Annotated in this window: 15 protein-coding genes; 9 read left to right on the top strand and 6 right to left on the bottom strand. The window is 52.2% G+C overall.

Translation table 11 applies throughout. The features are described from left to right. Nucleotides 1–83 precede the first annotated feature (83 nt). On the top strand, nt 84–1,373 hold the full coding sequence (gene uraA / locus C0K55_RS01985) for a uracil permease (protein ID WP_010378964.1): 1,290 nt from the start codon (nt 84–86) through the stop codon (nt 1,371–1,373). 95 nt (nt 1,374–1,468) lie between these two features. Beyond that, nucleotides 1,469–2,170, top strand: a complete 702-nt coding sequence (locus C0K55_RS01980; RefSeq protein ID WP_001307333.1) for a DnaA inactivator Hda — start codon at nt 1,469–1,471, stop codon at nt 2,168–2,170. Between the two features lie 137 nt (nt 2,171–2,307). On the opposite strand, the gene arsC is transcribed toward C0K55_RS01980, so the two are convergent. Together arsC and bepA are read right to left on the bottom strand one after the other, a co-directional pair. Continuing rightward, on the bottom strand, nt 2,308–2,667 hold the full coding sequence (gene arsC, locus C0K55_RS01975) for an arsenate reductase (glutaredoxin) (RefSeq protein WP_000166463.1): 360 nt from the start codon (nt 2,665–2,667) through the stop codon (nt 2,308–2,310). A gap of 20 nt (nt 2,668–2,687) precedes the next feature. Beyond that, complete coding sequence (bepA, locus tag C0K55_RS01970) at nt 2,688–4,151, bottom strand: beta-barrel assembly-enhancing protease (protein WP_105266003.1); 1,464 nt, start codon at nt 4,149–4,151, stop codon at nt 2,688–2,690. Between the two features lie 212 nt (nt 4,152–4,363). On the opposite strand from bepA, the gene C0K55_RS01960 reads away from it, so the two are divergent. Next, on the top strand, nt 4,364–5,425 hold the full coding sequence (locus tag C0K55_RS01960) for an AI-2E family transporter (RefSeq protein ID WP_000892035.1): 1,062 nt from the start codon (nt 4,364–4,366) through the stop codon (nt 5,423–5,425). A gap of 65 nt (nt 5,426–5,490) precedes the next feature. Here the strand turns inward: C0K55_RS01960 and bcp are convergent, their stop codons facing one another. Further along, nucleotides 5,491–5,961 (bottom strand): thioredoxin-dependent thiol peroxidase, encoded by a 471-nt coding sequence (bcp, locus tag C0K55_RS01955; protein WP_001068673.1) that lies wholly within the window; start codon nt 5,959–5,961, stop codon nt 5,491–5,493. After that, nucleotides 5,961–6,533 (bottom strand): glycine cleavage system transcriptional repressor, encoded by a 573-nt coding sequence (locus C0K55_RS01950; RefSeq protein WP_010378971.1) that lies wholly within the window; start codon nt 6,531–6,533, stop codon nt 5,961–5,963. Before C0K55_RS01950 ends, bcp begins: the two co-directional genes overlap by 1 nt. A 146-nt stretch (nt 6,534–6,679) precedes the next feature. Here C0K55_RS01950 and dapA point away from each other — a divergent pair, with 146 nt between their 5' ends. From dapA to ypfH, 6 genes are all read left to right on the top strand, one after another. Continuing rightward, nucleotides 6,680–7,558 (top strand): 4-hydroxy-tetrahydrodipicolinate synthase, encoded by an 879-nt coding sequence (gene dapA, locus C0K55_RS01945; RefSeq protein WP_001516863.1) that lies wholly within the window; start codon nt 6,680–6,682, stop codon nt 7,556–7,558. A gap of 16 nt (nt 7,559–7,574) precedes the next feature. Then, nucleotides 7,575–8,609: an outer membrane protein assembly factor BamC gene (gene bamC / locus C0K55_RS01940; RefSeq protein WP_001516862.1), complete on the top strand. Its 1,035-nt coding sequence runs from the start codon at nt 7,575–7,577 to the stop codon at nt 8,607–8,609. A 212-nt stretch (nt 8,610–8,821) separates the two neighbouring features. Continuing rightward, nucleotides 8,822–9,535, top strand: a complete 714-nt coding sequence (purC, locus tag C0K55_RS01935) for a phosphoribosylaminoimidazolesuccinocarboxamide synthase (RefSeq protein WP_001516861.1) — start codon at nt 8,822–8,824, stop codon at nt 9,533–9,535. Nucleotides 9,536–9,702: 167 nt separating this feature from the next. Continuing rightward, a complete protein-coding gene (gene ypfJ / locus C0K55_RS01930) occupies nt 9,703–10,566 on the top strand; it encodes a KPN_02809 family neutral zinc metallopeptidase (RefSeq protein ID WP_001267513.1) in 864 nt (287 codons plus the stop codon). Between the two features lie 14 nt (nt 10,567–10,580). Then, on the top strand, nt 10,581–12,596 hold the full coding sequence (tmcA, locus tag C0K55_RS01925) for a tRNA cytosine(34) acetyltransferase TmcA (RefSeq protein ID WP_105266004.1): 2,016 nt from the start codon (nt 10,581–10,583) through the stop codon (nt 12,594–12,596). Nucleotides 12,597–12,669: 73 nt separating this feature from the next. Next, entirely contained in the window at nt 12,670–13,368 is a 699-nt protein-coding gene (gene ypfH, locus C0K55_RS01920) for an esterase (RefSeq protein ID WP_000679835.1), read from the top strand. A gap of 128 nt (nt 13,369–13,496) precedes the next feature. Here the strand turns inward: ypfH and C0K55_RS01915 are convergent, their stop codons facing one another. Both C0K55_RS01915 and dapE read right to left on the bottom strand, forming a co-directional pair. After that, nucleotides 13,497–13,697, bottom strand: coding sequence for a YpfN family protein (locus C0K55_RS01915; RefSeq protein ID WP_001516859.1), 201 nt, complete (start codon nt 13,695–13,697; stop codon nt 13,497–13,499). Nucleotides 13,698–13,724: 27 nt separating this feature from the next. Beyond that, nucleotides 13,725–14,852 (bottom strand): succinyl-diaminopimelate desuccinylase, encoded by a 1,128-nt coding sequence (dapE, locus tag C0K55_RS01910; protein ID WP_105266005.1) that lies wholly within the window; start codon nt 14,850–14,852, stop codon nt 13,725–13,727. Nucleotides 14,853–14,854 lie beyond the last annotated feature (2 nt).

Here is a 14,854-nt window from a genome sequence, read left to right as displayed (position 1 = left end):
AATAAAAATAATTAAAGCCGACTTTAAGAGTCGGCTTTTTTTTGAGTAAAGCGCCTATAACACATAATACAGAGGAATATACTATGACGCGCCGTGCTATCGGGGTGAGTGAAAGACCGCCACTTTTACAGACAATCCCGCTTAGTTTGCAACATTTGTTCGCCATGTTTGGTGCAACCGTCCTGGTGCCCGTCTTATTTCATATTAACCCGGCGACCGTACTGCTATTTAACGGTATCGGAACGCTACTGTATCTCTTCATTTGTAAAGGCAAAATCCCGGCTTATCTCGGTTCCAGCTTTGCCTTTATTTCACCGGTATTATTGTTGTTGCCGTTGGGTTATGAAGTCGCGTTGGGCGGCTTTATTATGTGCGGCGTGCTGTTCTGTCTGGTTTCTTTTATTGTGAAGAAAGCGGGAACCGGCTGGCTGGACGTCCTGTTTCCGCCCGCAGCAATGGGCGCGATCGTTGCCGTCATCGGTCTGGAGCTGGCAGGCGTAGCTGCCGGTATGGCTGGCTTACTCCCGACTGAAGGGCAAACGCCAGATTCCAAAACCGTCATCATTTCTATTACCACCCTGGCAGTCACGGTTTTAGGTTCCGTGCTGTTCCGTGGTTTCCTGGCGATTATCCCGATTTTGATTGGCGTGCTGGTGGGTTATGCGCTCTCCTTTGCGATGGGGATCGTCGATACCACGCCGATTATTAACGCTCACTGGTTTGCACTGCCAACCCTTTATACACCGCGCTTCGAGTGGTTTGCTATTCTGACTATTCTGCCAGCGGCGCTGGTGGTGATTGCCGAACACGTGGGGCATCTGGTCGTAACGGCTAACATTGTGAAGAAAGATCTGCTGCGCGATCCGGGCCTGCATCGTTCGATGTTCGCTAACGGTCTGTCGACCGTGATCTCCGGTTTCTTTGGTTCCACACCAAACACCACCTACGGGGAAAACATCGGTGTTATGGCGATCACCCGCGTATACAGTACATGGGTAATCGGCGGCGCGGCGATTTTCGCCATCCTGCTTTCCTGCGTTGGTAAACTGGCTGCCGCTATCCAGATGATCCCTCTGCCGGTGATGGGCGGCGTTTCACTGCTGCTTTACGGCGTGATTGGTGCTTCTGGTATTCGTGTGCTGATTGAATCGAAAGTGGATTACAACAAAGCTCAGAACCTGATCCTGACTTCTGTTATTTTGATCATCGGCGTCAGTGGCGCGAAGGTAAACATCGGCGCGGCGGAGCTGAAAGGCATGGCGCTGGCGACTATCGTCGGTATCGGCTTAAGCCTGATCTTCAAACTGATTAGCGTGCTGCGCCCTGAAGAAGTGGTGCTGGACGCAGAAGACGCGGATATAACAGATAAATAATGTACAGACCGGGCAGTGTTGCTGCCCGGTTCAAACATAATGGAATTCTGTGGTAAACTTCTCGCGATTTTGTGGAATCCCTGGTTGAGGTATCTCTGAACACACCGGCACAGCTCTCTTTGCCACTTTATCTTCCTGACGACGAAACCTTTGCAAGTTTCTGGCCGGGGGATAACTCCTCTCTACTGGCCGCGCTGCAAAATGTGCTGCGTCAGGAACATAGCGGTTACATTTATCTCTGGGCACGCGAAGGCGCGGGGCGCAGCCATCTGCTGCACGCGGCTTGCGCGGAATTGTCGCAGCGTGGCGATGCGGTGGGTTATGTCCCGCTGGATAAACGCACCTGGTTTGTCCCGGAAGTGCTCGACGGTATGGAGCATTTGTCGCTGGTCTGCATCGACAATATTGAGTGTATTGCTGGCGATGAGTTGTGGGAGATGGCGATTTTCGATCTCTACAATCGGATTCTGGAGTCGGGCAAAACGCGGTTGTTGATCACCGGCGATCGCCCTCCGCGCCAGTTGAATCTGGGATTACCTGATCTCGCGTCTCGTCTCGACTGGGGGCAGATCTACAAATTGCAGCCGCTTTCTGATGAAGATAAGTTGCAGGCGCTACAGTTACGTGCTCGTTTGCGTGGTTTTGAACTGCCGGAAGATGTGGGACGTTTCTTGCTGAAGCGACTCGACAGAGAGATGCGCACGCTATTTATGACGTTGGATCAGTTGGATCGCGCGTCTATTACCGCGCAACGTAAGTTGACCATTCCGTTTGTGAAAGAGATTTTGAAGCTGTAAACGGGACGTTTATTGTCGGATGCGGCGCGAGCGCCTTATCCGACCTACTCGAATCAAGTTCATTGTATTTGTAGGCCGGATAAGACTCGTCAAGCGTCGCATCCGGCAATATGCCTTAGCTACCGAAGGGGTACATCTTAACCCACGATTTCCAGCACCTGCTCCGGCGGACGACCAATGCGCGCTTTGCCATTCGCGACCACAATCGGGCGTTCCATCAGCTTCGGATTCTCCACCATCGCCTGAATCAGCGCCTCTTCGCTAAGCGAACTGTCAGCCAGATTCAGCTCTTTATAAAGATCCTCTTTCTGGCGCATTAATTCACGGGCGCTGTTCATCCCCAGCATGTTCAGCAAATCACGCAGCGTTGCCGCATCAGCGGGGGTTTCAAGGTAGAGCACTACTTCAGGCTCTACGCCGTTTTCTTTCAGCAAGTTCAGCGTTTCACGGCTCTTTGAACAGCGCGGGTTATGGTAGATTTTTACCTGTTTGGTCATTGTTCTTCCTTTAATGCGAATTACATCTTGGTATAAGGCTTAAAGCGTTCCTGCAACTGGCGCAACTGGTCAATACGCGCATCATAGCGGGCCTGTTGCAGACTGCCTAATTTCACCTGCGAACTGGCGCTACTCAATAAGGAAATGGCCTGATCGAGTCGCCCGGCGAGCGCATAACCTTCTGCTCGCGCAGCCAGTTCCTGATCGCGGTTATTTAGCGCGGCCTCCGCCTGTGCCAGTAAATCCCAGCCATTAATGTCATCTTTATTATTAAAGGTGTAGCGATTCAGAATATTGGCCGCTTCCTGTGGTTGACCACCTTGTAAATAAGCATTCGCCAGGTTGAGCTGCAACACCGGATTGGTGCGTAAATCTCGAGCATTTTTCAGCCGATTGATCGCGTCATTGGCTTTGTTTTGCCCAAGGTCGATATCGGTTGCCAGATCGAGAAACCATGCATTCGTTGGTTCTGCCGTCAGTAATGGCTGAAGCGTTTTCCGCGCCTCGTCGTATTTATTGGCTTCTATCGCCTGCAAAGCACGACCATACTGCGCCGCGCGCTGCTGGCGAACGTTACCTTTCGCCCATTCATCCAGTAAATCGCTGGTGAGCTGGTTACGCCCGGAATTGTACATCCCCAGTGTGCGAGCTTTCGCCAGATAGAAATCTTCTGACGATTGCACCACCATCGGGCGCATCTGATTAGCACGGTTACGGGCATCTGCCAGACGGCTTTCCGGTAACGGGTGCGTCAGCAAAATTTCTGGCGGACGCGAAGAGTAGCGCGCCTGATCGAGCAATTTTTCGAGGAAAGTCGGCATCGCCTGCGGATCGAACCCCGAGCGTTGCAGCACCTGGATACCAATACGGTCTGCTTCCTGTTCGTTTTGCTGAGTGAAACTGATCATCCCCTGGCGTGTTCCCGCCAGCGTACCGGTCAGCGCCGCCATCCCCGCCTGCGGGCTGGCCATCGCCAGTAAAATAGAACCTAGCGCGCCAACCCAGGTCAGTGGTGCGCTACGCTGCTGATCTTCCATCGCTCGCGCCAGGTGACGTTGGGTGACGTGGGAGATTTCGTGCGCCATAACCGAAGCCAACTGGCTTTCGTTATCGGAATAACGGAACAGGGCAGAGTGCAGCACCACGTTGCCGCCAAAGAAAGCAAAGGCGTTAATTTCGTCGTTATTGATCAGAAAGAAATGGAACGGCGTCTTCACTGAGTTGGCATGTGAAACCAGGCGCATCCCCAACGAATTAATATATTGTGTTAACAGTGGGTCATTAATTAATGGTGCGCTACCGCGTAGCTGGCGAACGTAATAGTCGCCCATCTGCATTTCCTGACCAATGGAAAGCGTGCTTCCCGCGGAGGTTCCCATATCCGGCAAGGTGTCTGTGCTGTCGGCAAACGCCGGGGCTACCTGACCGATGGTCATGGCAGCAATGAGGGTAGCAACCAGGTTTTTTTTCAACTGCCTGAACATAACCTCTGTCCTGTATTTCTGGAGATAGTCATTTGACCGATACTGTGAAATATCGTTCCCACCGCACTGCCTTTGAGTGTAACGACGAAGATTAGCCCACTCAAATGGCTTTTCAGTTTCCTTAATCCGTCATAAAAAGCGAAGTCTTTTTTGTGACATTTCGATACAATTGCGGATCGCAATCCCGCTCTTGAGGTTCAGGGAAGGTCTTTATGCTCGAAATGTTGATGCAATGGTATCGCCGCCGTTTTAGCGACCCGGAAGCGATTGCCTTGCTGGTTATTTTAGTTGCCGGTTTTGGCATTATCTTTTTCTTTAGTGGCCTACTCGCGCCGTTGCTGGTGGCTATTGTGCTGGCCTATTTGCTGGAATGGCCGACCGTCCGCCTACAATCTATTGGCTGTTCCCGCCGTTGGGCGACGTCGATTGTGCTGGTTCTGTTTGTTGGCATCCTGCTACTGATGGCATTCGTGGTACTGCCTATTGCCTGGCAGCAGGGTATTTACTTAATCCGCGATATGCCGGGGATGCTCAATAAACTTTCCGATTTTGCCGCCACGTTGCCGCGACGTTATCCGGCGTTGATGGATGCGGGCATCATTGATGCGATGGCCGACAACATGCGCAGTCGGATGCTCACAATGGGCGATTCGGTGGTGAAAATCTCTCTCGCCTCGCTGGTGGGATTGCTGACCATTGCCGTCTATCTGGTGCTGGTGCCGCTGATGGTCTTCTTTCTGCTAAAAGACAAAGAGCAAATGCTGAATGCCGTTCGTCGGGTGCTACCACGTAACCGTGGGCTGGCAGGTCAGGTCTGGAAGGAAATGAACCAGCAAATCACCAACTACATTCGCGGTAAAGTGCTGGAGATGATCGTGGTGGGGATAGCCACCTGGCTGGGTTTTTTACTCTTCGGGCTGAACTATTCACTACTGTTGGCGGTACTGGTCGGCTTCTCGGTGCTTATCCCGTACATCGGTGCTTTTGTGGTGACTATTCCCGTAGTGGGGGTGGCGCTATTCCAGTTTGGAGCAGGCACTGAATTCTGGAGTTGCTTTGCGGTGTATCTGATTATCCAGGCGCTGGACGGTAACCTGTTAGTTCCCGTGTTGTTCTCCGAGGCGGTCAACCTGCATCCGCTGGTGATTATTTTATCGGTGGTGATCTTCGGTGGGCTGTGGGGATTCTGGGGCGTATTCTTCGCCATTCCTCTGGCGACACTAATTAAAGCGGTGATTCATGCCTGGCCCGATGGCCAAATCGCACAAGATTAACCTTCATTCCGGAATGTGAGATGTGCTGGCCGCAAGCGCAGCCAGCACGGAATGGAGCAAAGTAATCAGGCGTGTTCTTTCAGCCAGTTAATCACTACGTCGTGGTGATTGCTGGTTTTGAAATCGTCAAATACATGTTCGATTTTGCCGTCAGCGTCGATCAGGAAGCTGATGCGGTGAATACCATCGTAGGTTTTGCCCATGAAGGACTTCTCTCCCCAGACGCCGAATTGCTCGCACACCTGGTGATCCTCATCAGACAGAAGCGTAAAGTTGAGCAGCTCTTTTTCCGCGAAACGGAAGAGTTTTTCGGGTTTATCAGTGCTGATACCCAGCACATCAACACCGGCTTTTTTCAACTCATCCATGTTATCGCGTAAGCCGCAGGCCTGTACGGTACAGCCGGGGGTCATGGCTTTCGGGTAGAAATAAACCAGAACACGCTGTCCCTGGAAGTCGGCCAAATTAACTTGCTCTCCGTCTTGATCCGGCAAGCTAAATTTCGGTGCGATGTCACCGGCTTTCAGTGGATTCATTACTTAACTCCATCCTGTTCATCATGTTGGGAATAATTGACGACGCTAATACTGCCTTGCGCATTGAGTTCTGTACATAGTGCTTTGAAGGCTTGTTCAATATTTGCTGAATCCGCAGACGCCGGGCTGTGGGCTGTGATCTGAATATGTAGTTGTGCAGCGCGTTCATTTTCAGCAGGTTGCGTGCGAGACACCAGCTCCGCAATGTTCATATGGTGCGCGTCAAAAAGTGCGGTAAAGCGTTCAATTAAATGTGGTGAGTCTGCTACATCGACCTGAACCCAGACAGATGCTGGCATCGGCGGACGCGGACGAGCCGTCGTTCGCTTCATCACGATTAACAGATCCAGCTCGGCACCTTTCAACGGTAACGTTGATTCGATCAAGGTGATTGCGTTCCATGAACCGGAAAGCAGCATGATAAAAGTGAACTCTTCTCCCAGCATCGCCAGGCGACTGTCTTCAATATTACAGCCGCAACTACTGACATGACGGGTGATAGTGTTCACAATTCCGGGGCGATCGGCACCCAGAGCAGTAATCACCAGATAATGTTGCGATGACAGTGTCAAACCGGTTATTCCTTCAAGGGGGAGAGTAGCTCTTAAGGAAAGCATAAAAAAAACATGCATACAACAATCAGAACGGTTCTGTCTGCTTGCTTTTAATGCCATACCAAACGTACCATTGAGACACTTGTTTGCACAGAGGATGGCCCATGTTCACGGGAAGTATTGTCGCGATTGTTACTCCGATGGATGAAAAAGGTAATGTCTGTCGGGCTAGCTTAAAAAAACTGATTGATTATCATGTCGCCAGCGGTACTTCGGCGATTGTTTCTGTTGGCACCACTGGCGAGTCCGCTACCCTGAATCATGACGAACATGTTGATGTGGTGATGATGACGCTGGAACTGGCTGACGGGCGTATTCCGGTGATTGCCGGAACCGGCGCTAATGCTACTGCGGAAGCCATTAACCTGACACAGCGTTTCAATGACACTGGCATCGTTGGCTGCCTGACGGTAACCCCTTATTACAACCGCCCATCGCAGGAAGGTCTGTATCAGCATTTCAAAGCCATCGCTGAACATACTGACCTGCCGCAAATTCTGTATAATGTGCCGTCCCGCACTGGCTGCGATCTGCTACCAGAAACGGTCGGCCGCCTGGCGAAAGTAAAAAATATTATCGGAATCAAAGAGGCAACAGGGAACTTAACACGTGTTAACCAGATCAAAGAGCTGGTTTCAGACGATTTTGTTCTGCTGAGCGGTGATGATGCGAGCGCGCTGGACTTCATGCAATTAGGTGGTCATGGCGTTATTTCCGTTACGGCTAACGTTGCTGCGCGTGATATGGCTCAGATGTGCAAACTGGCGGCAGAAGGGTATTTTGCCGAGGCACGCCTTATTAATCAGCGTCTGATGCCATTACACAACAAACTATTTGTCGAACCCAATCCAATCCCGGTGAAATGGGCATGTAAGGAACTGGGTCTTGTGGCGACCGATACGCTGCGCCTGCCAATGACGCCAATCACCGACAATGGTCGTGAGACGGTCAGAGCGGCGCTTAAGCATGCCGGTTTGCTGTAAAGTTTAGGGAGATTTGATGGCTTACTCTGTTCAAAAGTCGCGCTTGGCGAAGGTTGCGGGGGTTTCGCTTGTTTTATTACTCGCTGCCTGTAGTTCTGACTCACGCTATAAGCGTCAGGTAAGTGGTGATGAAGCCTACCTGGAAGCAGCACCGCTTGCGGAGCTTCATGCCCCGGCAGGCATGATTTTGCCGGTGACCTCCGGTGATTATGCAATCCCGGTGACCAACGGTAGCGGTGCTGTCGGTAAGGCACTGGATATTCGTCCACCAGCCCAGCCGCTGGCGCTGGTATCTGGCGCACGTACCCAGTTCACGGGCGATACCGCTTCACTGCTGGTAGAAAATGGTCGTGGCAATACTCTGTGGCCGCAGGTGGTTAGCGTGCTGCAGGCGAAAAACTACACCATAACCCAACGCGATGATGCCGGTCAGACGCTGACCACCGATTGGGTGCAATGGAACCGTCTGGACGAAGACGAGCAGTATCGCGGCCGTTATCAAATCTCTGTTAAACCGCAGGGTTATCAGCAGGCGGTAACGGTGAAACTGCTGAACCTGGAGCAGGCGGGCAAACCGGTTGCAGACGCGGCTTCCATGCAGCGTTACAGCGCGGAGATGATGAACGTCATTTCCGCTGGCCTGGATAAATCCGTTACTGACGCGGCGAATGCAGCGCAAAATCGTGCTTCCACCACCATGGACGTACAAAGTGCTGCTGACGACACCGGTTTACCAATGCTGGTTGTTCGCGGGCCGTTCAACGTGGTTTGGCAACGTCTGCCAGCGGCGCTGGAAAAAGTGGGCATGAAAGTGACCGACAGCACCCGTTCGCAGGGCAGCATGGCCGTGACCTATAAGCCGCTGTCTGACAGCGACTGGCAGGAACTGGGCGCTCGCGATCCAGGCCTGGCATCCGGCGACTATAAACTGCAGGTCGGTGATTTAGATAACCGCAGCAGCTTACAGTTCATCGATCCGAAAGGTCATACGCTGACTCAAAGCCAAAACGACGCACTGGTATCTGTCTTCCAGGCTGCGTTTAGCAAGTAAAAATACAGGGCTGGAATCATCCGGCCCTTTTTTCTGATATGACACGCAAACGTGTGCGTCGACAGAAAAACGCAATTTTAGCGTTAATTCGCACGAAATTTGTTTGTCGGACACAGGTCGGATAAGGCGTTCACACCGCATCCGACAAAACATCTGGCACACCAGACAGCAAAAGATTTTAAAACGTTAATTCACACCCAGGAGTGATAAAGATGCAAAAGCAAGCTGAGTTGTATCGTGGTAAAGCGAAAACCGTATACAGCACGGAAAACCCGGATCTGTTGGTGCTCGAATTCCGCAATGATACGTCAGCAGGTGATGGCGCGCGCATTGAGCAGTTTGATCGCAAAGGTATGGTGAACAACAAGTTCAACTACTTCATTATGAGCAAACTGGCTGAAGCGGGTATCCCGACTCAAATGGAGCGTCTGCTCTCTGATACTGAATGTCTGGTGAAAAAGCTGGATATGGTGCCGGTTGAGTGTGTCGTACGTAACCGCGCCGCTGGCTCTCTGGTGAAACGTCTTGGAATCGAAGAAGGTATTGAGCTTAACCCGCCGCTGTTCGATCTGTTCCTGAAAAACGATGCAATGCACGACCCGATGGTTAACGAATCTTACTGCGAAACTTTTGGCTGGGTAAGCAAAGAGAACCTGGCGCGTATGAAAGAGTTGACCTACAAAGCGAACGACGTGCTGAAAAAACTGTTCGACGATGCCGGTCTGATTCTGGTCGATTTCAAGCTGGAGTTTGGTCTGTACAAAGGTGAAGTGGTACTGGGCGATGAGTTCTCCCCGGATGGCAGCCGTCTGTGGGACAAAGAAACGCTGGAGAAAATGGACAAAGACCGTTTCCGCCAGAGCCTCGGTGGCGTGATCGAAGCCTATGAAGCCGTCGCCCGCCGCCTGGGTGTAGAGCTGGACTGATTTTTTCGCTCATCATCTTGCCGTGCTGTTGGCACGGCAAGACAACCGCTTTTGTAAGACGTGAATTGAACGCTCATTCCTCCATCATTTCCTCCTGTTTTCCTGTGGTAATCTTCCTCTGAACCACCTACGATCATCACTATAATGAATATATTGTTGAGGTATCTATGCGCTGGCAAGGGCGTCGTGAAAGTGACAATGTTGAAGACAGGCGAAACAGTTCTGGTGGTCCGTCAATGGGCGGTCCCGGTTTTCGCCTGCCAAGCGGTAAAGGTGGGCTGATTTTACTGGTAGTGGTGCTGGTCGCTGGCTACTATGGTGTTGATTTAACCGGGCTGATGACTGGACAACCTGTTTCTCAGCAGCAATCAACGCGTTCAATTAGCCCAAATGAAGACGAAGCGGCAAAATTTACCTCGGTGATTCTGGCTACCACAGAAGATACCTGGGGGCAGCAATTTGAGAAGATGGGGAAGACTTATCAGCAACCGAAGCTGGTGATGTATCGCGGGATGACGCGCACCGGTTGCGGAGCCGGGCAGTCCATTATGGGGCCGTTCTATTGCCCGGCGGATGGCACGGTCTATATCGATCTCTCCTTCTATGATGACATGAAAGACAAGCTGGGCGCGGATGGCGATTTTGCCCAAGGGTATGTTATCGCCCATGAAGTCGGTCATCATGTACAGAAACTGTTAGGTATCGAGCCGAAAGTCCGTCAACTGCAACAAAATGCGACGCAGGCGGAAGTGAACCGCTTATCTGTGCGTATGGAACTTCAAGCCGACTGCTTTGCCGGTGTCTGGGGACATAGTATGCAGCAGCAAGGCGTTCTGGAAACTGGCGATCTGGAAGAGGCTCTGAATGCGGCGCAAGCTATTGGCGATGACCGCTTACAACAGCAAAGTCAGGGGCAGGTGGTGCCGGACAGCTTTACTCATGGTACTTCTCAACAACGCTATAGCTGGTTTAAACGTGGTTTCGACAGTGGCGATCCGGCACAATGCAATACTTTCGGTAAAAGTATTTAACTCTCGGGGCAGGGATGGCTGAACTGACTGCGCTACACACATTAACAGCGCAAATGAAACGCGAAGGGATTCGCCGCTTGTTGGTGTTGAGCGGGGAAGAGGGCTGGTGCTGTGAACATGCACTGAAATTGCGTGACACATTACCCGGTGACTGGTTGTGGGTTTCGCCGCAGCCAACTACTGAAAACCACTGTACGCCATCGGCGCTACAAACTTTGCTGGGGCGCGAGTTCTGTCATGCCGTATTTGACGCCCACCAGGGCTTTGATGCTGCAGCATTTGCGGCGCTTAGTGGGACACTGAAAGCGGGAAGTTGGTTGGTTTTGTTGCTTCCTGTATGGGAAGAATGGGAAAACCATCCCGATGCCGATTCTCTGCGCTGGAGTGATTGCTCCAGTCCCATTGCTACTCCACATTTTGTCCAACATCTCAAATGCGTCCTTACGACGGAGAACGATGCTATTCTCTGGCGACAAAACCAGCCGCTAACGTTGGCTGACTTTGTTCCCCGTACTGACTGGCAACCCGCTACTGGCGCACCACAGCCGGAACAGCAACAGATACTACAGCAGCTTCTGACCATGCCGCCTGGCGTGGCCGCGGTAACTGCTGCGCGCGGGCGCGGTAAGTCGGCACTGGCGGGGCAACTCATTTCCCGTATCGCAGGTCGTGCGATTGTTACTGCGCCTGCGAAAGCCGCAACGGATGTGCTGGCACAGTTTGCGGGCGAGAAGTATCGCTTTGTGGCACCAGATGTATTATTAGCCAGCAATGAGAAAGCCGACTGGCTGGTGGTCGATGAAGCCGCAGCCATTCCCGCACCGTTACTGCATCAACTGGTATCGCGTTTTCCGCGTACTTTGTTAACCACTACGGTGCAGGGCTATGAAGGCACCGGGCGCGGATTTTTGCTGAAATTTTGCGCTCGTTTTCCGCATCTGCAACGTTTTGAATTGCAACAACCGATCCGTTGGGCGCTGGGGTGTCCACTGGAAAAAGTGGTCAGCGAGGCACTGGTTTTTGACGATGAAAATTTCACGCACTCACCACAAGGCGAGATCACCATTTCTCCATTTGAACAGATATTATGGCGCAGTGAGCCGGAAACACCGTTAAAGGTTTATCAATTATTGTCTGGTGCGCACTACCGGACGTCGCCACTGGATTTACGGCGGATGATGGACGCACCCGGGCAACATTTCCTACAGGCGACTTGCGAAAACGAGATCGCCGGGGCGCTATGGTTGGTGGATGAAGGCGGATTATCTGAACAACTCAGTCAGGCGGTCTGGGCCGGTTTTCGTCGTCCGCGGGGAAATCTGGTGGCTCAATCGCTGGCAGCGCACGGCAGCAATCCACTGGCGGCGACATTACGCGGGCGGCGTGTCAGCCGGATAGCCGTTCATCCGGCGCGTCAACGGGAAGGCATAGGACAACAGCTTATTGTCAGCGCCCTGAAATATACGTATGACCTCGATTATCTTTCTGTGAGTTTTGGTTACACCGATGAATTATGGCGCTTCTGGCAACGATGTGGTTTTGTGCTGGTGCGGATAGGTAACCATCGCGAAGCCAGCAGCGGCTGTTATACGGCGATAGCGCTGTTACCTGTTAGCGAAGCGGGGAAACAACTGGCGGAGCGTGAGCATGACCGTTTACGCCGCGATGCGCAAATTCTCGCGCAGTGGAATGGCGAAACTATTCCGGTTGATCGGCTAAACGACACCGTGCTTTCTGACGACGACTGGCTTGAACTGGCTGGTTTTGCTTTCGCCCATCGTCCGCTTTTAACGTCGTTAGGTTGTTTAACGCGTCTGCTACAAACCAGTGAACTGGCGTTACCGGCGCTGCGTGGACGCTTGCAGAAAAGCGTCAGCGACGCGCGGTTATGTACCACACTTAAACTTTCAGGCCGTAAGGCATTGCTGGCCCGCCAACGCGAAGAAGCCGTGCAGGCGCTATTGGCACTTGATGATGTTCGCACTGAACGCCTGCGCGATGGCATAACGCAATGGCAATTTTTTCACTGACTCCTTCAATTTTCTCTCATGGTCATTGTGAGTCAGCGGCGTAAAATTACTGACATCAGTTAAGGAGTTCGCCATGAAACATGACCATTTTGTTGTTCAAAGTCCGGACAAACCAGCGCAACAGTTGTTACTGCTTTTCCACGGTGTTGGGGATAATCCAGTGGCGATGGGGGAAATCGGCAGTTGGTTTGCGCCGCTGTTTCCGGATGCGCTGGTGGTGAGTGTCGGCGGCGCGGAGCCGAGTGGTAATCCGGCAGGGCGTCAATGGTTTTCGGTACAGGGTATAACGGAAGAAAATCGCCAGGCGCGGGTAGATGCCATCATGCCGACGTTTATTGAGACGGTACGCTACTGGCAGAAACAGAGCGGAGTAGGGGCTAACGCCACGGCGCTGATCGGTTTCTCACAAGGGGCGATTATGGCGCTGGAGAGCATTAAGGCCGAACCGGGTCTTGCCTCACGCGTAATAGCCTTTAACGGGCGTTATGCCAGCCTGCCTGAAAGCGCATCTACTGCCACGACAATTCACTTGATTCACGGTGGTGAAGATCCGGTTATCGATCTGGCACATGCGGTTGCGGCGCAAGAAGCGTTAATTAACGCTGGTGGTGATGTCACGCTGGATATCGTGGAAGATTTGGGGCATGCGATCGATAATCGCAGTATGCAATTTGCCCTGGATCACTTGCGTTATACCATTCCGAAACATTACTTCGACGAAGCGTTAAGCGGCGGTAAGCCCGGTGATAATGATGTGATTGAAATGATGTGAAAAACAGGTGCCAGGTGCGTAGGCCGGATAAGGCGTTTACGCCGCATCCGGCTATGGTGCCTGATGCGACGCTGAGGCGTCTTATCAGGCCTACGGTTGAAGGCCAGACATTGTCCGGCTCCTCCAGCTTACTTCTTCGGTTGATCCTTCTTCGGCCAGTCGTCGTCATCGTCCCACTTATCGTTGAAATCACGATGCGGGGGAAGCTCCGGCTTGTTGGCGAGAAATTTCTTATGGTCGATGCGCTTGAGATCTTTGATCACATTCAGCAGAACGCCCACCAAAAAGACAATCACCAGAATCCACCAATATTTAGCCAGCCAGTCCATGCTTATTTCCTCTTGCAGAACTACTCATCAGGCGACGAGCTGTTCCATGATACGTTGATACATACGGGCAAGTAGCTGCAGGTCGGCAGCATTGACGCATTCATTAATTTTATGAATGGTGGCATTGACCGGCCCGAGTTCCACCACCTGCGCCCCCATGCGGGCAATAAAGCGCCCATCGGACGTTCCGCCTGTGGTCAGTAGCTGCGGTTTAATTTCATTATAGTGCTCAACAGCGTTGACTACCGCATCGACCAGTTTACCGCGCGCGGTCAAAAATGGCTGTCCGGAAAGCCACCAGTCAACGGTGTAGCGTAGCTGATATTTTTCCAGTAACGCATGAACCTGCGCTTTGATCATTTCGTCTGTCAGTTCAGTACTGAAACGAAAGTTAAACTGTATATACAGCTCACCCGGAATGACGTTATTACTGCCAGTACCCGCCTGAATATTAGCTACCTGCATACTGGTTGCCGGGAAAAATTCATTACCCTTATCCCACTCGATAGCCACTAACTCATTGAGGAAAGGTGCTGCGCGATGCACGGGGTTATCTGCAAGGTGTGGGTAGGCTACGTGTCCCTGCACGCCATGAATAGTAAGGTTACAGGTCAACGAGCCGCGACGGCCATTTTTCACTACATCACCGACAACTTCGATACTCGACGGTTCGCCAACCAGGCAGTAATCCAGCCGTTCACGACGCGCCATTAAGGTTTCAACCACTTTGACCGTGCCGTTGTGGGCGCTGGCCTCTTCGTCTGAGGTGATCAGAAACGCCAGTCGACCTTTATGGTTGGGATGTTGCGCGACAAAGCGTTCTGCCGCCACGACCATCGCCGCCAACGACCCTTTCATATCTGCCGCGCCGCGCCCGAATAACATACCATCACGAATGGTCGGTTCAAATGGTGGGTTGATCCAACGGTCGGCATCGCCAGGCGGTACAACGTCGGTATGTCCGGCAAAGGCTAACGTTTCTCCCTGTCCACGCCACGCCCAGAAATTCTGCGTATCCGCAAAGTCCATGCGTTCGACGGTAAAACCGATCGCCTGTAAACGTTCGATAATAATTGCCTGACACCCTGCGTCATCAGGACTTAAGGATGGGCGGCGAATAAGCTGCTGTGTCAGCTCAATAACCGGACACGACATAG

Source organism: Escherichia sp. MOD1-EC6098 (genome assembly GCF_002965865.1).
Taxonomy (GTDB): Bacteria; Pseudomonadota; Gammaproteobacteria; order Enterobacterales; family Enterobacteriaceae; genus Escherichia; species Escherichia marmotae.
Note: the sequence above shows the minus strand (reverse complement) of the source record. Positions and strands in the feature narration are given on the sequence as shown.